Origin of the sequence: Burkholderia sp. BCC0405 (assembly GCF_902833075.1) — a bacterium.
Lineage (GTDB): Bacteria > Pseudomonadota > Gammaproteobacteria > Burkholderiales > Burkholderiaceae > Burkholderia.
In genome coordinates this window covers 173,209-195,385 of record NZ_CADFEO010000016.1, presented here as the reverse complement: position 1 = coordinate 195,385, position 22,177 = coordinate 173,209, and the positions used below count along the sequence as shown (strand labels likewise).

18 protein-coding genes and 1 pseudogene are annotated in these 22,177 nt (G+C 67.8%); 11 read left to right on the top strand and 8 right to left on the bottom strand.

The annotated features are described in order from the left end of the window. The 4 genes and pseudogenes from HWX36_RS25275 to recG form a co-directional block, all read right to left on the bottom strand. Nucleotides 1–385: pseudogene (locus tag HWX36_RS25275) on the bottom strand (catalase-peroxidase); the annotation flags it as partial. Between the two features lie 120 nt (nt 386–505). After that, nucleotides 506–634, bottom strand: a complete 129-nt coding sequence (locus HWX36_RS37685; RefSeq protein WP_279613401.1) for a hypothetical protein — start codon at nt 632–634, stop codon at nt 506–508. 392 nt (nt 635–1,026) lie between these two features. Further along, the gene (locus HWX36_RS25270) at nt 1,027–1,986 is read right to left on the bottom strand and encodes a hydrogen peroxide-inducible genes activator (protein ID WP_043189592.1); all 960 of its coding nucleotides are present in this window, start codon (nt 1,984–1,986) and stop codon (nt 1,027–1,029) included. A 125-nt stretch (nt 1,987–2,111) separates the two neighbouring features. After that, nucleotides 2,112–4,418, bottom strand: a complete 2,307-nt coding sequence (recG, locus tag HWX36_RS25265; RefSeq protein ID WP_175955802.1) for an ATP-dependent DNA helicase RecG — start codon at nt 4,416–4,418, stop codon at nt 2,112–2,114. Between the two features lie 167 nt (nt 4,419–4,585). Here recG and queA point away from each other — a divergent pair, with 167 nt between their 5' ends. From queA to HWX36_RS25235, 6 genes are all read left to right on the top strand, one after another. After that, nucleotides 4,586–5,653 (top strand): tRNA preQ1(34) S-adenosylmethionine ribosyltransferase-isomerase QueA, encoded by a 1,068-nt coding sequence (gene queA / locus HWX36_RS25260; protein WP_175955799.1) that lies wholly within the window; start codon nt 4,586–4,588, stop codon nt 5,651–5,653. A gap of 153 nt (nt 5,654–5,806) precedes the next feature. Beyond that, a complete protein-coding gene (gene tgt / locus HWX36_RS25255) occupies nt 5,807–6,994 on the top strand; it encodes a tRNA guanosine(34) transglycosylase Tgt (protein ID WP_175955797.1) in 1,188 nt (395 codons plus the stop codon). A 232-nt stretch (nt 6,995–7,226) separates the two neighbouring features. Continuing rightward, nucleotides 7,227–7,550: a preprotein translocase subunit YajC gene (gene yajC / locus HWX36_RS25250; protein ID WP_006476868.1), complete on the top strand. Its 324-nt coding sequence runs from the start codon at nt 7,227–7,229 to the stop codon at nt 7,548–7,550. A 106-nt stretch (nt 7,551–7,656) separates the two neighbouring features. After that, on the top strand, nt 7,657–9,678 hold the full coding sequence (secD, locus tag HWX36_RS25245; protein WP_175955796.1) for a protein translocase subunit SecD: 2,022 nt from the start codon (nt 7,657–7,659) through the stop codon (nt 9,676–9,678). A gap of 18 nt (nt 9,679–9,696) precedes the next feature. Next, nucleotides 9,697–10,647: a protein translocase subunit SecF gene (gene secF, locus HWX36_RS25240; protein ID WP_175955793.1), complete on the top strand. Its 951-nt coding sequence runs from the start codon at nt 9,697–9,699 to the stop codon at nt 10,645–10,647. A gap of 188 nt (nt 10,648–10,835) precedes the next feature. Further along, complete coding sequence (locus HWX36_RS25235) at nt 10,836–12,416, top strand: S41 family peptidase (RefSeq protein ID WP_175955791.1); 1,581 nt, start codon at nt 10,836–10,838, stop codon at nt 12,414–12,416. 18 nt (nt 12,417–12,434) lie between these two features. Here the strand turns inward: HWX36_RS25235 and HWX36_RS25230 are convergent, their stop codons facing one another. The 4 genes from HWX36_RS25230 to HWX36_RS25215 form a co-directional block, all read right to left on the bottom strand. Then, nucleotides 12,435–13,712, bottom strand: a complete 1,278-nt coding sequence (locus HWX36_RS25230; RefSeq protein WP_175955789.1) for an MFS transporter — start codon at nt 13,710–13,712, stop codon at nt 12,435–12,437. A 181-nt stretch (nt 13,713–13,893) separates the two neighbouring features. Next, nucleotides 13,894–14,475, bottom strand: a complete 582-nt coding sequence (locus HWX36_RS25225; protein WP_175955787.1) for a YceI family protein — start codon at nt 14,473–14,475, stop codon at nt 13,894–13,896. A 65-nt stretch (nt 14,476–14,540) separates the two neighbouring features. Next, the gene (locus HWX36_RS25220; RefSeq protein ID WP_175955785.1) at nt 14,541–15,101 is read right to left on the bottom strand and encodes a YceI family protein; all 561 of its coding nucleotides are present in this window, start codon (nt 15,099–15,101) and stop codon (nt 14,541–14,543) included. Between the two features lie 8 nt (nt 15,102–15,109). Further along, nucleotides 15,110–15,670 (bottom strand): cytochrome b, encoded by a 561-nt coding sequence (locus HWX36_RS25215; protein ID WP_175955783.1) that lies wholly within the window; start codon nt 15,668–15,670, stop codon nt 15,110–15,112. 258 nt (nt 15,671–15,928) lie between these two features. On the opposite strand from HWX36_RS25215, the gene HWX36_RS25210 reads away from it, so the two are divergent. The 5 genes from HWX36_RS25210 to HWX36_RS25190 all read left to right on the top strand — a co-directional run bounded on the left by HWX36_RS25210 (nt 15,929) and on the right by HWX36_RS25190 (nt 22,148). Further along, nucleotides 15,929–16,594, top strand: coding sequence for a paraquat-inducible protein A (locus tag HWX36_RS25210; protein WP_175955781.1), 666 nt, complete (start codon nt 15,929–15,931; stop codon nt 16,592–16,594). Further along, nucleotides 16,591–17,220 carry a paraquat-inducible protein A gene (locus HWX36_RS25205; RefSeq protein ID WP_175955779.1) on the top strand — a complete coding sequence of 210 codons (630 nt, stop codon included), beginning with the start codon at nt 16,591–16,593 and terminating at the stop codon, nt 17,218–17,220. The genes HWX36_RS25210 and HWX36_RS25205 overlap by 4 nt, the downstream gene beginning before the upstream one ends. Beyond that, entirely contained in the window at nt 17,213–18,832 is a 1,620-nt protein-coding gene (locus HWX36_RS25200) for an MlaD family protein (RefSeq protein WP_175955777.1), read from the top strand. Before HWX36_RS25205 ends, HWX36_RS25200 begins: the two co-directional genes overlap by 8 nt. Then, nucleotides 18,829–19,554: a PqiC family protein gene (locus HWX36_RS25195; RefSeq protein WP_175955775.1), complete on the top strand. Its 726-nt coding sequence runs from the start codon at nt 18,829–18,831 to the stop codon at nt 19,552–19,554. The genes HWX36_RS25200 and HWX36_RS25195 overlap by 4 nt, the downstream gene beginning before the upstream one ends. A 470-nt stretch (nt 19,555–20,024) precedes the next feature. Next, nucleotides 20,025–22,148, top strand: coding sequence for a site-specific recombinase (locus HWX36_RS25190; protein WP_175955773.1), 2,124 nt, complete (start codon nt 20,025–20,027; stop codon nt 22,146–22,148). Nucleotides 22,149–22,177: the final 29 nt, after the last annotated feature.

Genomic DNA, 22,177 nt, shown 5'->3' with positions numbered 1-22,177 from the left:
GCGCCTTGTCGAGGCTCACGTTGTCCGGCCAGCTGTTGAGCGGCGCGAAGCGCTGCTGCCCGCCGCCCGCGCCGCCGCGGCCGTCGGCCGTGCGATACGTGCCGGCGCTATGCCAGGCCATGCGGATGAACAGGCCGCCGTAGTGGCCGAAGTCGGCCGGCCACCAGTCCTGCGACGTCGTCATCAGCGCGTGCAGGTCCTGCTTCACCGCCGCAAGGTCCAGCTGCTTGAACGCCTCGGCGTAGTCGAAATCCTGGTCCATCGGATCGGACAGCGCCGAGTGCCGGTGCAGGATGTTCAGGTTCAGTTGATTCGGCCACCAGTCCTTGTTCGACGTGCCGCCACCAGCGGTGTGGTTGAACGGGCACTTCGTTTCGTTCGACATGCGATTTCTCCTTGGCTTGCTCGTATGACTCCACCGGTTTGCTCCGGCGGCATGCCGGACGCGGTTGATGGAGTGTCATTGCGGGGATGGGAAACGGAACAGGTTGGTCCTCCTGTCGTACTACGGGATGTCGTGCGCGGCCTGTGGCGCGCGCTCCTGCCGCGATGGGCCGCAGGCGGGACGCTCGGGGAACCGGCTGCCGGCAGGCGTCGTGCCGGCGCTGCGGGCGGTATTCCATCTTTCGGACATGCGATGCTCCCTCATGGCTTGACGGCGGTGAATCGGGGGAACACTGAACCGGCGCGTGGCGGCGGTCAGCCACCATACACACGGTCCGCCAAGTACGCGAACGCAATCGGACGCAGGCTGCGAACCGCCGCCCTGGCGCGATGTACGACCGCGTCGCGCGACGGGATGTTCCGCTGCGCGTGCTGCAATACCGACCGCATCATGACATCCTCCTTTGACGCTTGCATTCACCGTGCGGATCAGTCGTCGACATCACGCCGATCCATGTAAATCATTCTATTAATATCTATCAATTAAGTAAATTTAATAAATTTTATCTATGCTATAGGGAAAAATAAACGAGGTCGCTCGACCCCGTTCATCGTGCTGCCACTCGCGCATGCGCGGCGTGCTCAGTTCATCGTCGCCGGCATGTCGAGCTTCGCGACGCCCGGCAGCTCGCACGCGGAAATCGCGTCGCTGATCGCGTCGATCGCGGGCATCCGCGTGAAGCTCTTGCGCCACACGAGCACCACGCGGCGGTCGGGCACCGGCTCGTTGAACGGCACATACGACAGCAGTTCGGCGTCGGGGCCGTTCGCGCGCGGGCCGACCTCGGCGACCGACATGCGCGGCAGCACGGTGATGCCGACGCCGCTTGCGACCATGTGGCGGATCGTCTCGAGCGACGAGCCCTCGAAGGTTTTCTGGATGCCGTCGGCCGTTTGCGAGAAGCGCATCAGCTCCGGGCACACGCCGAGCACGTGATCGCGGAAGCAGTGGCCGTTGCCGAGCAGCAGCATGGTTTCCTGCTTCAAGTCCTCGGCGTCGATTTCCTCGCGCTTTTCCCACGGATGACCGGCGGGCAGCGCGACGACGAACGGCTCGTCGTACAGCGGACGCACCATCAGGCCGGTTTCCGGAAACGGCAGCGCCATGATCGCGGCGTCGATCTCGCCCTGCTTCAGCAGTTCGAGCAGCTTGAGCGTGTAGTTTTCCTGCAGCATCAGCGGCATCTGCGGGACCCGCTGGATCATCTGCTTGACGAGCGTCGGCAGCAGGTAGGGCCCGATCGTGTAAATCACGCCAAGGCGGAACGGGCCGACCAGCGGGTCCTTGCCCTGCTTCGCAATCTCCTTGATCGCGAAGGTCTGCTCGAGCACGCGCTGCGCCTGCGTGACGATCTGGTCACCGATCGGCGTCACGCTCACTTCGCTCGCGCCGCGTTCGAAAATCTGCACGTTGAGCTCGTCTTCGAGCTTCTTGATCGCCACCGACAGCGTCGGCTGGCTCACGAAGCATGCTTCGGCCGCGCGGCCGAAATGCCGTTCGCGCGCGACCGCGACGATGTATTTCAATTCAGTCAGCGTCATTGTGGGTCAATCAGGGATATACAGGCGATAGGTTTAATTTATACACCCTGTGACGCCGGTTCGCCAAGTTTCTCGGCATCGAAATGCTTCAAACGGCGGTTTTAAATCCGGCCCCGCCCCGGGGATCAGGCCTTCAGATACTGCTCCCGTGCGCCGAGCCAGCGCGCGAGATGCTGCGTGACGATCTCGGGATACGCGGCAATCAGCCGCGTCGCGGCTTCGCGGGCCGGTTCGATCAGCCAGCCGTCGGTCTCGAGGTTCGCAAAGCGCAGCATCGCCGCGCCCGACTGGCGTGCGCCGAGGAATTCGCCGGGGCCGCGGATCTCGAGATCGCGCCGGGCGATCTCGAAGCCGTCGGTCGTCTCGCGCATCGTCTTCAGCCGCTCGCGGCCGGTCGGCGACAGCGGCCCCGTGTACAGCAGCACGCACACCGACGCCGCGGTGCCGCGCCCCACCCGGCCGCGCAACTGGTGCAGCTGCGCGAGGCCGAAGCGCTCCGCGTGCTCGATCACCATCAGCGACGCGTTCGGCACGTCGACGCCGACCTCGATCACGGTCGTCGCGACCAGCAGCTGCACGTCGTTGCGCGTGAACGCTTCCATCACGGCCGCCTTGTCGGCCGGCGACAGCCGGCCGTGCACGAGCCCGACCTTCAGCTCCGGAAGCGCGGCGGCGAGCGTCTCGTAGGTCTCGACGGCCGTCTGCAGCTGCAGCGTCTCGCTCTCCTCGATCAACGGGCACACCCAGTACACCTGACGCCCGGTCAGCGCGGCCTCGCGCACGCGGGCAATCACTTCCTCGCGCCGCGCATCGCCGACGAGGCGCGTCAGCACGGGCGTGCGGCCCGGCGGCAGCTCGTCGATCGTCGAGACCTCGAGATCCGCGTAATACGTCATAGCGAGCGTGCGCGGAATCGGCGTGGCCGACATCATCAGCTGGTGCGGCTGGAAGTCGCGCGCGCCGTTGGCCGCGTTCGCGGCCTTGGCACGCAGCGCGAGCCGCTGCTCGACGCCGAAACGGTGCTGTTCGTCGACGATCACGAGGCCGAGCCGGGCGAATTCGACCGTGTCCTGGATGATCGCGTGCGTGCCGATCACGAGCTGCGCGGTGCCGAGCGCGGCCGCCTCGATCGCCGCGCGCTTTTCCTTCGCCTTCAGGCTGCCCGCGAGCCACGCCACCGTGACGCCGAGCGGCTCGAGCCACGCACGCAGCTTGCGCGCGTGCTGTTCCGCGAGGATTTCGGTGGGCGCCATCAGCGCGGCCTGGTAGCCGGCGTCGATCGCCTGCGTGGCGGCCAGTGCCGCGACGACGGTCTTGCCGCTGCCGACGTCGCCCTGCAGCAGGCGCTGCATCGGGTGCGCGAGCGTGAGATCGTGCGCGATCTCGTCGACGACGCGCGCCTGCGCGCCCGTCAGCGTGAACGGCAGCGCCGCGTAGAGCCGGGTGGTGAGCGCATCGGCATCGCTCGCGGTGCGGCGCGGCATCGCGGGTGCCGCGCGCGTGCGGCGCTCCTCGTGAGCGCGCTTGAGCGACAGCTGCTGCGCGAGCAGTTCCTCGAACTTGATGCGCGTCCAGGCCGGATGCGAGCCATCCATCAGCGCGGCTTCGTCGGAATCGACACGCGGGTGGTGCAGGATCCGCACCGCCTGCTCGAGCGTCGGCACGTCGAGCGGCTTCAGGTAGTCGCGCTGGATCTCGGGCGGCAACAGCTCGGGCAGCGGCGTACGCTCGACCGCGTTCTCGATCGCCTTGCGCAGATAGGCCTGCGACACGCCGGCCGTGCTCGGATAGACGGGCGTGAGCACCTGCGGCAGCGGCGCATCCGCTTCGACGACGCGCACCGCCGGATGCACCATCTCCATCCCGAAGAAACCGCCGCGCACGTCGCCGCGCACGCGCAGGCGCTGGCCGACGGCCATCTGCTTGACCTGCGAGCCGTAGAAATTCAGGAAGCGCAGCACGAGGTGCTCGCCGTCGTCGTCCTGGATCTTCACGACCAGCTGGCGACGCGGCCGGTAGGCGACCTCGTTGTCGAACACGACGCCTTCCGTTTGCGCGATCCCGCCCGGCAGCAGCTCGCCGATCGGCGTGAGCGTGGTTTCGTCCTCATAGCGCATCGGCAGATGCAGCACCAGATCGATCGAGCGCGTCAGGCCGAGCTTCGCGAGCTTGTCGACAGTCTTCACGGGCTTGTCGGCGGCCGGCTTCTTCTTGCGCTTCGCGCCCGCTGCGTCGCTTGCAGCAGCGCTATCGGCATCGGGCGCGGCGGCGGCCGGCTGCGCGAGCCTGCCGTCGGCACCGCGCTTCAGGCCGGCACGGCGCGGCGCGGTGCGCTCCGCCGCGTCTGGCGCGGGCGGCGCGACATCCTCCGCGTCGAACGGATCGGCGGAATCGGCAACGGCAGCGGGGGAACGGCGTGGTGACACTGGCATCGGATCGTCTGGGTGCTTCGCAAGGCAAGTACAATAGCGGCTTTCACGTCGTCCGAACGAACGACGCCGGCCAGGCCGCGCATCCCGCCATCATAGCGGCTCGCGCGCCCCATTTACGCGTTTCCGCCCTGCCGGCGACGCCCGCCGGCCGCTTCGAACCAGCCCGCATGTTCACGCTTTCCGATTTCGATTTCAATCTGCCGCCCGAGCTGATTGCACAAACCGCGCTGCCCGATCGCACCGCGAGCCGCCTGCTCGAGGTCGACGGCACCGTCGCGCCCGCGCGCCTGGTCGACCGCCATTTCACCGGGCTGCCGTCGTGCATCTCGGCCGGCGACCTGCTCGTCTTCAACGATACCAAGGTGCTGAAGGCGCGGTTCTTCGGCCAGAAGGCCAGCGGCGGCAAGATCGAGGTGCTGATCGAGCGCGTGACCGGTACGCACACGGCGCTCGCGCAGATCCGCGCGAGCAAGTCGCCGGGCGCCGGCACGACGCTGCGCCTCGCCGATACGTTCGACGTGACGGTCGGCGAGCGCGTCGAGCCGTTCTTCACGCTGAACTTCCCCGAGCCGTGCCTCGACCTGATCGAACGGTACGGCCGCCTGCCGCTGCCGCCCTATATCGAGCACGATCCGGACGCGACCGACGAGACGCGCTACCAGACCGTCTACGCGAGCAACCCGGGGGCGGTCGCCGCACCGACGGCCGGGCTGCACTTCGACCAGCCGATGCTCGACCGGCTCGACGCGATGGGCGTCGAGCGCGCGACGCTGACGCTGCACGTCGGCGCCGGCACGTTCCAGCCGGTGCGCGTCGACAACATCGCCGAGCACAAGATGCACAGCGAGTGGTACGACCTGCCGCAGTCGCTCGTCGACAAGATCGCCGCGACCCGCGCGCGCGGCGGCAACGTGATCGCGGTCGGCACGACGTCGATGCGCGCGCTCGAAGCCGCCGCGCGCGCTGCCGACGAAGCGGGCCGCCCGCTCGCGGCCACGCAGGCCGAGACCGACATCTTCATCACGCCCGGCTATCGTTTTCGCGTGGTCGACCGGCTCGTCACGAACTTCCACCTGCCGAAGTCGACGCTGCTGATGCTCGTGTCCGCGTTCGCGGGCGTCGAGACGATCCGCGCCGCGTACCGGCATGCGATCGGGCAACGCTACCGCTTCTTCAGCTACGGCGATGCGATGCTGCTCACGCGGCGCGACACGCCGGAGGCGCCGCGCGTTTGAGCGAAGCAGGCGCGACGGCCCGCACGCCGCTCAGCCGCCGTTCGCCCGCCGCGCGCTACGATGGCGCACCCCCCGTTTTTCCCCGCTGCCGGCTTGCCGGCGGCGTTTCCAACACGCGCCGGACTGTTCTCCGGTGGCAAGGAGAATGACGCGATGACCGAAGGTTCATCCCAAGATACGCACGCCCCCGTGCAGGAGCGCCCGGCGAACGGGCTCGAATTCGAACTGCTGGCGACCGACGGCCATGCGCGCCGCGGCCGCGTGAAGCTCAATCACGGCGTGGTCGAGACGCCGATCTTCATGCCGGTCGGCACGTACGGCACCGTGAAGGCGATCCAGCCGCGCGAGCTGCACGAGATCAAGGCCCAGATCATCCTCGGCAACACGTTCCACCTGTGGCTGCGCCCGGGCCTCGACACGATCGACGCGCACGGCGGCCTGCACGGCTTCATGGGCTGGAACAAGCCGATCCTGACCGACTCGGGCGGCTTCCAGGTGTTCTCGCTCGGCGACCTGCGCAAGATCACCGAGGACGGCGTCACGTTCGCGTCGCCGATCAACGGCGACAAGCTGTTCCTGTCGCCGGAAGTGTCGATGCAGATCCAGAAGGTGCTGAACTCCGACGTCGTCATGCAGTTCGACGAGTGCACGCCGTATGCGACCAACGGCGTGCCGACCACGCACAAGGAAGCGGCCGACTCGATGCGCATGTCGCTGCGCTGGGCGAAGCGCTCGCTCGACGAGTTCAACCGGCTCGGCAACCCGAACGCGCTGTTCGGGATCGTCCAGGGCGGGATGTTCGAGGACCTGCGCGACGAATCGCTCGCGGGCCTCGCGGAACTCGGCTTCCACGGCCTCGCGATCGGCGGGCTGTCGGTCGGCGAGCCGAAGGAAGACATGATGCGCGTGCTGCGCCACGTGGGCCCGAAGCTGCCGGCCAACAAGCCGCACTACCTGATGGGCGTCGGCACGCCGGAGGATCTGGTCGAAGGCGTCGCGAACGGCGTCGACATGTTCGACTGCGTGATGCCGACCCGCAACGCGCGCAACGGCTGGCTGTTCACGCGCTTCGGCGACGTGAAGATCCGCAACGCGACGCACAAGAACTCGCTGAAGCCGCTCGACGCGAGCTGCACGTGCTACACGTGCCAGAACTTCTCGCGCGGCTACCTGCATCACCTGCACCGCGTCGGCGAGATCCTCGGCGCGCAGCTCAACACGATCCACAACCTGCACTACTACCTGCAGCTGATGAGCGAGATCCGCGAAGCGATCGAGACCCACACGTTCGACGCGTTCCGCCAGCGCTTCGCGGAGGATCGTGCAAGAGGCGTCGACTGACGGCCGGCGGGCCGCGCGGCGGTTCGCCACATAGGACATGCACTAAATAACGCGCGCCAACTGCCGAACTCGACCGCCAAACATTACAATTGCCTTTCCAAACAAGTCGCAACGGTGCCGGTTCGCGCTTTAACGGCTTGATCCGAAAGCGCATTTGCAGCGCCGTTAGCGCATGGGGCCGGTGGTAGAATAACCGGCTTATTTTTCGATCTTCCTCTACGGAGAGACCAACGTGCCGTTCATTTCCAACGCGTTCGCCCAAGGTGCCGGTGGCGCCGAATCGAGCCTGATGAGCTTCCTGCCGCTCATCCTGATGTTTGCCGTGCTCTACTTCATCATGATCCGCCCGCAGATGAAGCGTCAGAAGGAGCACCGCAACATGCTCGCGGCCATGGCCAAGGGCGACGAAGTCGTCACGAGCGGCGGCCTCGTAGGCAAGGTGACGAAGGTCACCGAAGGCTACATCGGCGTCGAGATCGCCGAAGGCACCGAAATCACCGTGCAGAAGGCTGCGGTCACGACCATTCTGCCGAAGGGCACGATCAAGTCGCTGTAAGCCCTTCACCGAGCGTCCGGCTCCCCGCGCCGTGCCCGCCTGAGAGAGCGGGCCGCCGCGGCGCCGGACGCGACGCTTTCACGCCAACCACCCGTTCGGCTCCCTCATGAATCGTTATCCACTCTGGAAATATGTCGTGATGGTCGTGGCGCTCGCCATCGGCCTTCTGTACACATTGCCCAACTTCTTCGGCGAAGCGCCGGCGGTGCAGGTGTCGAGCGGCAAGGCCACGGTCAAGCTCGACTCGACCACGCTGACCCAGGTCGAATCGGCGCTCGCCTCCGCGCAGATCACGCCGGACGACGTCACCTTCGAGAACACGGCGACCAACGCGAACATCCGCGTGCGCCTGAAGGACACCGATACGCAGTTGCGCGTCAAGGACCTGCTGCAGAAGTCGCTGAACGCCGACCCGAACGATCCGCAGTACGTCGTCGCCCTGAACCTGCAGAGCGCGTCGCCGCGCTGGCTCACCGCCCTGCACGCGCTGCCGATGTATCTCGGCCTCGACCTGCGCGGCGGCGTCCACTTCCTGCTCCAGGTCGACATGACGGGCGCGCTGACGAAGAAGCTCGATTCCGACGCGTCCGACGCGCGCACGCTGCTGCGCGACAAGAACATCCGCGACGGCGGCGTGAGCCGCGTCGACCAGTCCGTGGTCGTCAACTTCAGCGATGCGCAGACGGCGGAAGACGCCCGCAAGGTGCTCGCGCTGTCGATCACCGAACTGCAATGGGCGACCCAGCCCGGCGGCGGCGGCACGCAGGTCGTCGGCACGTTCACGCCGGCCGTGCAGAAGTCCGTCGAGGACGCCGCGCTCAAGCAGAACCTGACGACGCTCCACAACCGCGTGAACGAACTCGGCGTGTCCGAGCCGATCCTGCAGCAGCAGGGCAGCGACCGCATCGTCGTCGAGCTGCCGGGCGTGCAGGACACCGCGAAGGCGAAGGACATCATCGGCCGCACCGCGACGCTCGAGGCGCGCCTCGCCGACCCGATCAACACGCACCCGAACCCGAACGACCCGGTGCCGCCGGGCGAAGAGCTGTTCACGCAGGGCAACCAGGCGCCGGTGCTGCTGAAGAAGGACGTGATCTTCACCGGCGACCGCATCATCGATGCGTCGGCCGGCTTCGACGAACACCAGCGTCCGTCGGTCAACATCCGTCTCGATTCGGCCGGCGGCCGCGCGGTGCGCACGGTCTCGCGCGACAACATCGGCAAGCCGATGGCGATGGTGCTGTTCGAGAAGGGCAAGGGCGAGGTGCTGACGGTCGCGACGATCCAGTCGGAACTCGGCGACCGCTTCCAGATCACGGGCCAGCCGACGCCGCAGGCCGCGGCCGACCTCGCGCTGCTGCTGCGCGCCGGTTCGCTCGCCGCGCCGATGGACATCATCGAGGAACGCACGATCGGCCCGAGCCTCGGCGCCGACAACATCAAGATGGGCGTCCACTCGGTGATCTGGGGCTTCTGCGCGATCGCCGTGTTCATGATCGCGTACTACATGCTGTTCGGCGTGGTCTCGGTGATCGGCCTGTCAGTCAACCTGCTGCTGCTCGTCGCCGTGCTGTCACTGATGCAGGCGACGCTGACACTGCCCGGTATCGCCGCAATCGCGCTCGCGCTCGGCATGGCGATCGACTCGAACGTGCTGATCAACGAGCGCGTGCGTGAAGAACTGCGCGCCGGCCAGCCGCCGCAGCTCGCGATCCAGTCCGGCTACGCGCACGCATGGGCGACGATTCTCGACTCGAACGTCACGACGCTGATCGCCGGCCTCGCGCTGCTCGCGTTCGGCTCGGGCCCGGTTCGCGCGTTCGCGATCGTGCACTGCCTCGGTATCCTGACGTCGATGTTCTCCGCGGTGTTCTTCTCGCGCGGGATCGTCAACCTCTGGTACGGCGGCCGCAAGAAGCTGAAGTCGCTCGCGATCGGCCAGGTGTGGAAGCCGGAAGGCGCCGCTGCCGGCGCATCGTTCTCCGACGCCGACGAATCGACCGACACCGCGCGTGCCGCGAAGCTCGCCGCCCCCGCGAAGGGCAACGCGCCGCGCACCGGCAAGCCGCAGCTGCGCAACCGCGCGCAGCAAGGCGTGTCGCCGAAGAAACCGGGCTCGACCCAATAAGGCCCCGGAGACGAAACCATGGAATTTTTCCGCATCCGTAAAGACATTCCGTTCATGCGGCACGCGCTGGTGTTCAACGTGATCTCGCTGGTCACGTTCCTCGCCGCCGTGTTCTTCCTGTTCCACCGCGGGCTGCACCTGTCCGTCGAATTCACCGGCGGGACGGTGATCGAGGTGCAGTACCAGCAGGCCGCTGAACTCGAACCCGTGCGCGCGACGCTCGGCAAGCTCGGCTACGCCGACGCGCAGGTGCAGAACTTCGGCACGTCGCGCAACGTGCTGATCCGCCTGCAGCTGAAGGAGGGCCTCACGTCCGCGCAGCAGAGCGACCAGGTGATGAGCGCGCTGAAGGCGCAGAGCCCGGACGTCACGCTGCAGCGCGTCGAGTTCGTCGGCCCGCAGGTCGGCCGGGAGCTCGCGACCGACGGCCTGCTCGCGCTCGCGTGCGTCGTGATCGGCATCGTGATCTACCTGTCGTTCCGCTTCGAGTGGAAGTACGCAGTGGCCGGCATCATCGCCAACCTGCACGACGTCGTGATCATTCTCGGCTTCTTCGCGTTCTTCCAGTGGGAGTTCTCGCTGGCGGTGCTCGCGGCGATCCTCGCGGTGCTCGGCTACTCGGTCAACGAGTCGGTCGTCATCTTCGACCGGATCCGCGAAACGTTCCGCCGCGAACGCAAGATGAGCGTGCAGGAAGTGATCAACCACGCGATCACGACCACGATGTCGCGTACGATCATCACGCACACGTCGACCGAAATGATGGTGCTGTCGATGTTCTTCTTCGGCGGCCCGACGCTGCACTACTTCGCACTCGCGCTGACGGTCGGCATCATGTTCGGCATCTACTCGTCGGTGTTCGTCGCGGGCTCGCTCGCGATGTGGCTCGGCATCAAGCGCGAAGACCTGATCAAGGAAAAGAAGACCGCGCACGATCCGGACGATCCGAACGCGGGCGCGCAGGTTTAAGCGCCACGCTGCTTCGGCACAGACGAAAAGCCGGCCCGGTTGGGTCGGCTTTTTTCATGCCCACTCGACCGACACCGCGCAGCCCGCTCGCCCAGCCCCGTCACGCGCGTCGGCTACAATCGTGACCGTCCCGCCGCGCCGCCTGCCGGCTAACGCACCTTCACCCTCCGTTCAAACGTGCGGTCCCGATGATGCCTCCCACGCGTGTCGTTCTTCGCCTTGCCGCTTGCGCAACCGTCGCGGCCGCGCTCCTGCCGTGTGCGTCGTCCGCCGGTGCCCAACAGCCGGCGTCCGCCCCGCCCGCTTCTGCGCCCGCTTCTGCGCCCGCTTCTGCCCTCCCTTCCTCATCCGCCTCCTCGCCCGCCACCGCCCGGCCGCCCTCGCCCTGCCCGCCCGACTGGGAGCCGCAGATCTGCGAGCTCAAGGCCGCGGTTGAAGTCCTGAAGCGGCAGCACCTGACCGACGTCGACATCGGCGCGCTGCTCGACGCAACGACCCACGCGGGCATCAAGACGCTACCGTACGCGCGCTTCTTCGACGCGAAGGAGGAGCAGGAGCGGCGCGAAGACGAACGGCGCGTGCGCGACGGCACGCCCGGCATCGGCATCGTGTTCGAGACGCGACCCGACGGGCTGCACATCGTCGACGTGATTCCCGACGCGCCCGCGGAAAAGGCCGGCGTGCGCCCCGACGATCTCGTCGTCGCGATGAACGATACGAGCGTCATCGGCATCGACGCCGCCGACCTGACCCGGCTCGCCAAGGGCGACGCGGGCGTGCCGCTGAAGCTCACGGTCCAGCGCGGCCCGTCGCACGCGGTGCTGAGCTTCGCGCCCGTGAGGGCGATCCTCAAACCGCATCCCGCGACCGCAAAACGGCTCGACGGCGACATCCTGTACACGCGGCTGTCGAGCTTTCCCGAACCGGCGGTCGGCGACTACATCGACGCGGTGCAGGCCGCGCGCCGCGCGGGGCCGCCGGTGAAAGGCGTGATTCTCGACCTGCGCATCAACGGCGGCGGCGCGCTCAATGCGGCGATCGGCATCACCGCGCTGTTCGCCGGCCGCGACCGCACCGCGATGGTGACGGTCGAGCGCGGCGACGCCAACCGCCGCCGCTACACGACCAACTGGCCCGATTACGAATTGCCGGTCATGCATGGACAGGATCCGCTCGCGCCACTGCAGGCCGACGACTGGTGGCGCACCGTGCCGCTCGTCGTGCTCGTCGACGGACAGAGCGCGTCGGCCGCCGAAGCGACCGCGGCGGCGCTGAAGGATCTCGGCCGCGCGAAACTGCTCGGCATGCCGACCTATGGGAAGGGGCTCGCGCAGACGGGGGTCGACCTGATCGACGGCACGCGCCTGAATTTCACGTTCGCGCGCAACCTGCGGCCGAACGGCTGCCCGATGGACGGCTACGGCGTCGTGCCGGACTGGCTCGTGCCGCCGCGCCGCGACTCGGACGTCGACGGCGTACTGCTGTGGTACCGGGAAGCCGATCTCGCCCGCGCGCCGTATGCGGACCGGCTGGCGCCCGATCCGTTCGCGAAGGTGCGCAAGGAACGGCAGAAGCTGCGCGAGCAGCGTGCGCTCGCGAAGATCGATACGGCAAAGAGCGCGGCGCTGCCGCAGCGCGTGTTCGGCACGGCGACCGACTGGCAGCTCAGGCAGGCGCTTGCCGCGCTCGCCGGGCGCCCCGTGCAGACGGTCGAAGCCCGACCGCAACTGATGCCCGCGCAGCCCGTATGCGAGCGCGCCGGCAACTGACGCGCGCTGCCCGCCCTGTTACCGGAAGCCGAACCGCTTGCGCAGCACGACCAGCGCCGCGAGGCTCAGCACGGCCGCGAACATCAGGTAGAAGCTCGGCGCGGTCTTCAAGCCGGTCGCCTTGATCAGCCACGCGATGATGAACGGCCCGAAGCCGCCGAAGATCGTCACCGCGACGTTATACGCGAGCGACATCCCGGTCGTGCGCGTCTGCACCGGAAACACTTCGGACAACAAACCCGGCAGCGCCGCGAAGTAGCCGGTCATCAGGAACGCAAGCAGCACCTGCAGTGCAATCAACGCGCCGAAGCCCGGATGGGCGACCAGGTACGCGAACGCCGGGTAGATCAGCACGAGAATGCCGACGGCCGGCGCGATCATCACGCGCACGCGGCCGTAGGTGTCCGACCAGTGGCCGACGAGCGGCGCGAACGCCATCTGGATCACGCCGACGACGAGGATCGCCGCGAACGCGGCCGACGGCGCGAGGCCGAGCTGCTTCACGCCGTAGGTCGGCATGAACAGCACGAGATAGGTCGCGACGGTGCCGAGCACGACCACGCCCATCGCGGCGACGAGACGCGCCTTGTGCGACGCGAACGTATCGCGCAGCGGGTTCGCGGTGCCTTCCGCCGCGAGGAATTCGGGGGTCTCGTCGACCTTCGTGCGGATGTAGTACGCGACCGGCCCGAGCAGCAGGCCGAAGAAGAACGGCACGCGCCAGCCCCAGGCGGCCATCTGCGCGGCCGTGAGCTGCGCGTTCAGCACGGTGCCGAAGCCCGCCGCAAGCAGCGTCGTGAGCCCCTGGCTCGCGACCTGCCAGCTCGCGAAGAAGCCACGCCGGCCCGGCACGTGCTCGGCGAGGAACGCGGTCGCGCTGCCGAACTCGCCGCCGGCCGAGAAGCCCTGCATCAGCCGCGCGGCGACGAGGATCACCGGCGCGGCAACGCCGATCGTCTCGTAGGTCGGCAGCACCGCGATGATCAGCGTGCCGGCCATCATCAGCAGGATCGACAGCGTGAGCGCGGCCTTGCGGCCCGCGCGGTCGGCGTACGCACCGAGCACGATCGCGCCGAGCGGGCGCATGAAGAACGACACGCCGAACGTGCCGAGCGTGAGCAGCAGCGACACGGTATCGTTGCCCGCCGGAAAGAACAGCTTCGAGATCGTCACCGCGAAGAAGCCGTAGACGACGAGATCGAACCACTCGAGCGCATTGCCGATCGACGCGGCGACCACCGCGCGCCACACGCGCGGCGACGAGGCAATGGAACGGGACTGCGTGACGGCATGCATCGGCGATCTCCTTGTCGTTGTACGTTCTGTTCGAGGCGGCCGCGCGCGCCGTCGGCCTGCCCGGCGCCGCGCACGACGCTCGGGCGATTATAGGCGCGCAAAAAAAACCGCCGCGCCCCTGACGGGAACGCGGCGGCGCTCTCGCGGCGGGCCGGCGCGAAGGCTGGCCCGGCCGGCGGGCTTACTGCTGCTTGAGCGCTTCGGCCGTGATCAGCAGCTTCGTCTTCATCTTGAAGCCGTACTGCTTGCCGTAGTCGAGGCCGAAATCGCTGCGGTCGAACTCGCCGACGGCGTCGACACCGCACACTTCACGCTTGAGCATCGGGTGCTGCATGCACTTGAACGAATCGATCTTCAGCGTCACCGGCTTCGTGACGCCATGCAGCGTCAGGTTGCCGACCACCGACACCGGCTTGTCGCCGTCGAACTTGATCGCGCCCTTGTAGTTCGCCTGCGGGAACTTGGCTGCGTCGAAGAAATCGGCCGTCTGCAGATGCTCGTCGAGCTTCGCGCTGCCGGTGTGGATCGATGCGATGTCGGTCGTCACGTCGACCGTGCCCGTCTTCGCCGCGCGGTCGAGCGTCACGGTGCCGCTCGACTTGTCGAACTTGCCGCGCCAGACCGACAGGCCACCCATGTGGTCAGCCTCGAAACTCGGGTACGTGTGGCTCGGGTCGAACTGGTACGTCACGCTTTCGGCGAAGGCCGAGAACGACAGCGACGCTGCCAGCGCGCCTGCGGCGATGATCAGTTGCTTTTTCAAACTCTTTCTCCTTGGAACGGCGCCGCGCCCTCGCGCGGCATTCAGGTGAGACGACAGCCCGCCGCTTACTTGGTGGCGACGAGATGGAACTTGATCTGCACTTCGTCCGCGACGACCGACGTGTCCTTCCACTCGCCGGTGCCGACGTTGAACGTCGAGCGCTTGATCGGCAGCACGCCGTCGAAGGTCTGCGTCGCGCCGCTCTGCGTGACCGTGACGGGCACCGTGACGTTCTCGGACTTGCCCTTGATCGTCAGCTTGCCGGTCACGTTGTACTTGTTGCCGCCCGCCGGCGCGATCGCCGACGACACGAAGGTGGCCTGCGGATACGTCTTCGCGTCGAACCAGTCCTTGCCGGCGACCTGGTCGTTGTACATCTTGTCGCCGAGGTCATAGCTCGCGACGTCGATCGTCATCTGGGCGCTGCCCTGCGCGGCTTTGGCCGGGTCGAACTTCACCTGCGCGGAAAACTTCTTGAACGCGCCTTCGGTCGGCACGTTCATCTGCTTCGACACGGCGGACACCTTGCTCTTCGCGAGATCGACATCGGCGTGCGCCGTGCCCGACGCGACAAACGACACCGCGGCGAGCGCGGCCAGCATGGGGCGGGAGAACGACATCTTCATGGGATCCTTCATTTGGCAAAGGGGAGCATCCGCGACAGCAGGCCGTCGCGGTCCAACAGCTGGTGCTTGAGCGCCGCGAGCACGTGCAGCGAGACGAGCGCAAGCAGAATGTAATTCAATGACACGTGCAGCGTCTTGAAGGTTTCCTTCAGCACCGGATCGGGGTCGATCAGCCGCGGCAGCGGCACGATGCCGAGATAGACGACCGGGATGTTCGACGCCGAGCTGTACAGGTAGCCCGTCACCGGAATCACGATCATCAGCACGTACAGCAGGATGTGCACGCCATGCGACGCCGCACGCTGCCACGCCGGCGTACCGCCCGGCAGCGCCGGCGGCACGTGGGTCGCACGCCACAGCACACGGATGACGGCCAGCGCGAATACGGTCACGCCCATCCACTTGTGCCACGAAAAGTACTTCAGCTTGGTCGGCGTGAAGCCCGGGATGTCGGTCATCACCCAGCCCAGCGCGAACGCGCAGACGATCAGCAGCGCGATCAGCCAGTGCAGCGCGATCGCCGTCTGCGTATAGCGTACCGGCCTGGCCGGCAGCGATTTCGATGCCATCTTGGATTCCTCAGTTCAGCGAACGGCCGCGCCGGCCATTCGTCCGACGCTTGTCAAGGGCGCCATGCTACCGCAACCTTTTGACACGCGCGGACTCTGAAGACAGGCACGCCAGCCGGCTGACGGTTTCCTGTCATGTTACCGCTCGGTCACCGAACCCGCGATCGTTGACACGCCGAAAAAGGCCTTTTGGTAAGATTGGCGCGGGTTCCGGCCCCGTCGACGCGTCTTCCCAACCGTCGCACAACTGCCTTTTCCATGCAACGAAACGACCTGATTGCCTGTCACGAATGCGACGCACTGTTGCACAAACCGCGCCTGAGCGGACGTGAATCCGCGCGCTGCCCGCGCTGCGACGCGCTGCTCTATCGCAACAGCGCCGCGCAGATCGAGCGGATCTGCGCGCTCGCGCTCGCGGCGCTGATCACGTTCACGATCGCGCAGGCGTTCCCGATCCTCGAAATGGACGTGAACGGCAACCGCGTGCAGACCACGCTGATCGGTGCGATCGATTCATTGTGGCACCAGGACATGGCGATCGTCGGCGTGATGGTGTTCTGCTCGACCGTGCTGTTCCCGCTCGTCGAGATGGCCGCGCTGCTGTACCTGCTGCTGCCGATCCGGCGCGGTGTCGTGCCGCCCGGTTTCAACCTGGTGCTGCGTGCGATCGAACTCGTGCGGCCCTGGGGGATGATCGAGGTGTTCATGCTCGGCATCCTCGTGACCATCGTGAAGATGGTCAGCCTCGCGCGTGTCGTACCCGATGCCGCGCTGTTCGCGTTCGCCGCGCTCACGCTGATGATCGCGGTCGTGCTGATGTTCGATCCGCGCACGCTGTGGGACATCGCCGACGACCTGCGCGCCGGGCGCGCTCCCGGGCAGCCCGACGATGCCGCCCCGCTGCCGGAAGCCGCCCGCCGATGACGATCCCGACCGCCGCCCGCGAAGGCTATGTCAGCTGCCACACGTGCGGCCTCGTGCAGACGCTCGACCATCCGCACGCACATTGCGCGCGCTGCGGCAGCGCCCTCCATTTCCGCACGCCGAACAGCCTGATGCGCACGTGGGCGCTGCTGCTCGCGGCCGCGATTCTCTACATTCCCGCGAACCTGCTGCCGATCATGCGCACCGCGTCGATCGTCGGCTCGCAGGAAGACACGATCATGAGCGGCGTGATCTATTTCTGGGTATCGGGCGACTGGCCGCTCGCCGTCGTCGTGTTCGTCGCGAGCATCCTCGTGCCGATGCTCAAGCTCGGCGTGCTGCTGATCCTCGTGATCAGCGCGCAGCGCCGCACCGCCTGGCGGCCGCTGCAGCGCACGCGCCTGTTCCGGATCGTCGAGCGCATCGGCCGCTGGTCGATGCTCGACATCTTCGTCGTGACGCTGACCGTCGCGCTCGTCCATTTCCGTTCGCTCGCCGTCATCACGGCCGGCCCCGGCGCGCTCGCGTTCGGCTCGGTCGTGATCCTGACGATGCTCGCGTCGATGCAGTTCGATCCCCGCCTGATCTGGGATCCAGTCGAAACCTCAGGGAATCACCATGAATAGTCCACAAGGCCCGCAGCACGACGCGCCCCGGCCGCCCGATCCGACGATCTCGACGAAATCCGGCTGGCTGCCGTCGCTCGTCTGGCTCGTGCCGTTGATCGCCGCGCTGATCGGCATCGGCCTCGTGATCAAGTCCGTGCGCGAGCGCGGCCCCGAAATCACGATCAGCTTCCACAGCGCCGAAGGGCTCGAGCCCGGCAAGACCCAGGTCAAGTACAAGGACGTCGAGATCGGCATGGTCAAGACGATCAAGCTGTCGAAGGACCTGTCGCGCGTGCTCGTCCAGGTGCAGCTCAAGAAGGAAGCCGAGGACTTCGCGGTGAAGGGCTCGCGCTTCTGGATCGTGCGGCCGCGCGTCGGCGCGACCGGCGTGTCGGGGCTCGGCACGCTGCTGTCCGGTGCGTACATCGGCGTCGACGCCGGGCGCTCGGACGATACGCTGACCGACTTCACGGGCCTCGAGACGCCGCCCGCCGTCACGGGCGACCAGAAAGGCACCCAATACGTGCTGCGCGGCGATTCGCTCGGCTCGGTCGACATCGGCTCGCCCGTCTACTACCGCCGCGTGCAGGTCGGCCAGGTGGTCGGCTTCTCGCTCGACAAGGACGGCACCGGCGTCACGTTCAACGTGTTCGTCAATGCGCCGTACGACCAGTATGTCGGCGTGAACTCGCGCTGGTGGCAGGCAAGCGGCGTCGACCTGCGGCTCGACTCGAGCGGCCTGAAGCTGAACACGCAGTCGCTCGCCACGGTGATCCTCGGCGGCATTGCGTTCCAGACGCCGCCGAACCAGGGCTCCGGCGCGACGGCGCCGAACAACACGACGTTCCGCCTCGCGTCCGACGAGGGCGACGCGATGCGCGACCCGGACGGCCAGCCGCTGCAGGTCGTGATGAACTTCAACCAGTCGCTGCGCGGGCTCGCCGTCGGCGCGACGGTCGACTTCCGCGGCATCGTGCTCGGCGAAGTGACGAACATCGGCATCGACTTCGATCCGAAGACGAAGAACTTCCTGATGCCGGTGACGATGAACGTGTATCCGGAGCGCCTCGGACGCCGCTTCCGCGAAACGATCGAGAGCAAGGGCGAACCGGCCCGCCGCGAGATCATCGAGCGGCTCGTCCAGCACGGGCTGCGCGGCCAGCTGCGCACCGGCAACCTGCTGACGAGCCAGCTGTACGTCGCGCTCGACTTCTTCCCGAAGGCGCCGGCCGTGAAGATCGACACGGCGCGCCAGCCGCTCGAGCTGCCGACCGTGCCGAACACGCTCGACGAGTTGCAGCTGCAGGTCGCCGACATCGCGAAGAAGCTCGACAAGGTGCCGTTCGACCAGATCGGCGCAAACCTGAACAGCGCGCTCTCGAACGCCGACAAGCTGTTCAAGCAGCTCGACACGCAGGTCGCGCCGGAAGCGCGCGACACGCTGTCGGCCGCGAAGCAGACCTTCTCGACCGCCGAAGCGACGCTGCAGCAGGATTCGCCGCTGCAGTCCGACGTGCGCGGCGCGCTGAAGGAGCTCACGCGCACGCTGCAGTCGCTGAACGCGCTCGCCGACTACCTCGAGCGTCACCCCGAATCGCTGCTCAAGGGCAAGCCAGGAGATCAACCATGACCACACGCGTGAACGGTTTCGCGAGCGGCGCGGCGGCGGCTGTCGCCGCCCTCGCGCTCGCCGCGTGCAGCTCGCCGCCCGCGCGGTTCTACACGCTCAGCCCGGCCGATGCCGCAGCGCCACTGCGCACCGCGCCGGCCAACCCGGCGTTCCTGATCGAGGTGCCGTCCGTCGGCGTGCCCGAGCAGGTCGCGAAGAACCAGCTGGTCGTGCAGAAGAACGCCGCGCAGGTCGACGTGCTCGAGCAGGAACGCTGGGCGTCGCCGCCCGCCGACGAGATCCGCCGCGCGCTGTCGGACGATCTCGCCGCGCAGCTCGGCACGATCGACGTCGCGAATTCCGCGTACCCGCCCGGCGTGCCCGTGTATCGCATCAGCGTGAACGTGCAGCGCTTCGAGTCGTGGCCCGGCAAGCGCGCGGCGGTCGACGCCGTGTGGAGCGTGCGCTCGCTCGCCACGCAGGCCGTGATGACGTGCCGCACGAGCGTCGCGGAACCGGTCGCCGATGGCTACGACGCGCTCGTCGCCGGCCACCGGCGCGCGCTCGACGTGATTGCCACGCAAGCCGCGGCCGGCGTGCGCGCGATGGCCGCGCACCGCGGCACACCGGCCGCCAAGGCGTCTGCCGCCGGCAGCAAGACGGCCACCGCGCCGTTCGTGCCGTGCCCGGCCAACGCGACGCCGGGCGGCGACGCCGGCGCGACGGGCAAGTCCGGCGCATAAACATGCGGCGGGTGGACGCTCGACAGCGCGCTCGCCTGCGCGGCTTCGTCCGGCCCGGCGCGTCCGCGAGCGATCGCCGGCTGCCGTCGGCGTCGCCCTGCCGCAACCGGGCTCGCATCGAAATGCATCGGCCGGACGGCCATTTGCATTGTTTGTCAAAGTCGGCCGGAACCGGCGCCATGTAACGCGGTCGGCTTGCATTTTCGGGCCCGATTGACGATCCTACGCACTTTCAGGCCCGCGCCGCTCGTCGTGCGCGCCAGCCAGCGGCGCCGGGCCGGGTTCGACCCGACCGCCGTGCCTCCCGGCGCCCGCACGCAATCGGCGTGCACCGCAGCGGGGCAGCCGCATCGCGGGTCGCCGCGCATCGTCCGGCAACCGGCCCCGTCTCACCCGTTCTCCCCGGCGCCGCGCCGTTTCCCCGGCCGGCATCCCGAACCCGCCCGCCGAGGGCTTTCGCTATTCCGTTTATGTTTCGTTCCCTGACGACCCTGATCAAGAAGTGGCGCGCGTCGCGCAATGCCGGTCACCAGCTCGATGCGCTGCTCGCGCACGCCGATGCCGATGCGTCGTACGCCGAGCGCAGCGAATGGCTGATCGAGCTGGCGCACTGGCTGCGCCGCACCGGCACGATGCAGGCCGCGCAAGACGCGCCCGCCGATCGCGACGACGATGCGCGCGCGTATCCGGCCCATGCGCGGTTGCGCTACCTGTTCCACGTGCTCGATCGCAATCCCGCGTGGAAAACCCACGCCGCGCGCATCCTGCGCGGCATCCTGCGCGAGTGCGATGGCATCTCGCTCCTGTGCGACGCCGGCATGCCCGTGCACTCGGGCTTCTTCGGCGCGCTGTTCGAGCGGATCGACTCGTCGCTGATCCCGCCCGCACCGAACCGCCGCGAGCTCTCGGCGCTGTTCACGCTGATGTTCCCGACGCCGGACGACGCGCAATGGATCGACGCGTTGCCCGGCGATCTCCTCACGCGCCTCGCCGAGCTGCTCTCGTTCGACGTCACCGACGAGGAGCGCCACGAGCCCGGCTCGTTCTCGCGCGACCTGCTGGCCGCGCTGCACAACCTGACCTGCCAGATCAGCTCGACCGGCCTGTCGCAGACGGTGCGCAGCCGGCTCTCCGACGACGATGCGCGCAAGCCGCTCGAAACGCAGCCGTTCTACCGCCTCACGCGCGCGATGCTCGCGGTCGAAACCGCGCATGCGGCCGTCGAGGACGGCGGCGACCCGAGCAAGCTGCTGCACGAGGTGAACTACCTGCGCGTGCTGCTCGACGAATGCCGGATCGCCGTCGACGACGTGTTCTCGCACCTGTACCGCAACGGCGTATCGGTCGACATCGTGTTCCAGGTCGAGCGGATGCGCATGCGCATCGTGCGCGCCGAAATGCTGCTGAACGCGTGGATGGCGCGCGACGACCTGCACGGAATGGCGCACCTGACGGCCGAGCTCATCGACGCGAACAACAACAGCCAGAGCGTGTCGCACCTCGTGCGCAGCAACTTCTCGCTGTTCGCGCGCAAGCTCGTCGAAACCAACGCGGACACCGGCGAGCACTACATCTCGCGCGGCCGCGCCGAGTACCTGAAGATGCTGCGGATGGCCGCCGGCGGCGGCCTCGTCACGGTCGTGACCGTATGCGTGAAGTTCGCGATCACGGGCGCGCACCTGCAGTCGATGCTCGAAGGGCTGCTCGCGGGCGTCAACTACGCGGCCAGCTTCATGCTGATGCACTTCCTGCACTTCACGCTCGCCACCAAGCAGCCCGCGATGACCGCGCCGACGCTCGCGCGCGAGCTCGACGACACCGGCCACGACGAAGGCGTGAAGGCGTTCGTGTCGTCGGTGATCGCGCTGATCCGCACGCAGGCCGCCGCGATTTCCGGCAACGTGCTCGTCGTGCTGCCCGTGTGCCTGCTCGTGCAACTGTTCGCGGGCAACGTGCTGCACGCGAACCTGATCTCGCCGGAGAAGGCGCACGCGACGCTGCACTCGTTCTCGCTGCTCGGCCCGACGCCGCTCTACGCGGCGCTGACGGGCGTGCTGCTGTGGGCGTCGAGCCTGCTCGCCGGCTGGGCCGACAACTGGTTCGTGCTGCACCGGGTCGGCGACGCGCTCACGTACAACCGCCGGCTGCGCCTGACGCTCGGCGCCGCCGGCGCGGCGAAGCTCGCGCACTTCTGCCGGTCGAACGTGGCCGGCGTGGTCGCGAACGTCGGCCTCGGCCTGATGCTCGGCCTCGTTCCGGCGATCGTCACCGTGTTCATGTTCCCGTTCGAGGTGCGGCACGTGACGCTGTCGGCCGGTTCGATCGGCGTCGCGCTCGGCGTGCTCGGCAAGGATGCGCTCGGCACGCCCGAGCTGTGGTGGGCCGGCGCCGGCGTGCTCAGCATGGCGATTCTCAACGTGCTCGTGAGCTTCGCGCTCGCGTTCACGATGGCCGTGCGCTCGCGCAGCCTGCGCCCGACCAAGGTGCGCGCGCTCGTCGCCGCGATCGTCCGCACGGTGCTGTCGAATCCGCTCGCGCTGTTCTGGCCAGGCAGCGGCCAGGCCGCGCGCGCCGGCCAGCCGGGCTCGCACTGACCTTGCGGCGGCATGGCGGCGCCCGCCCT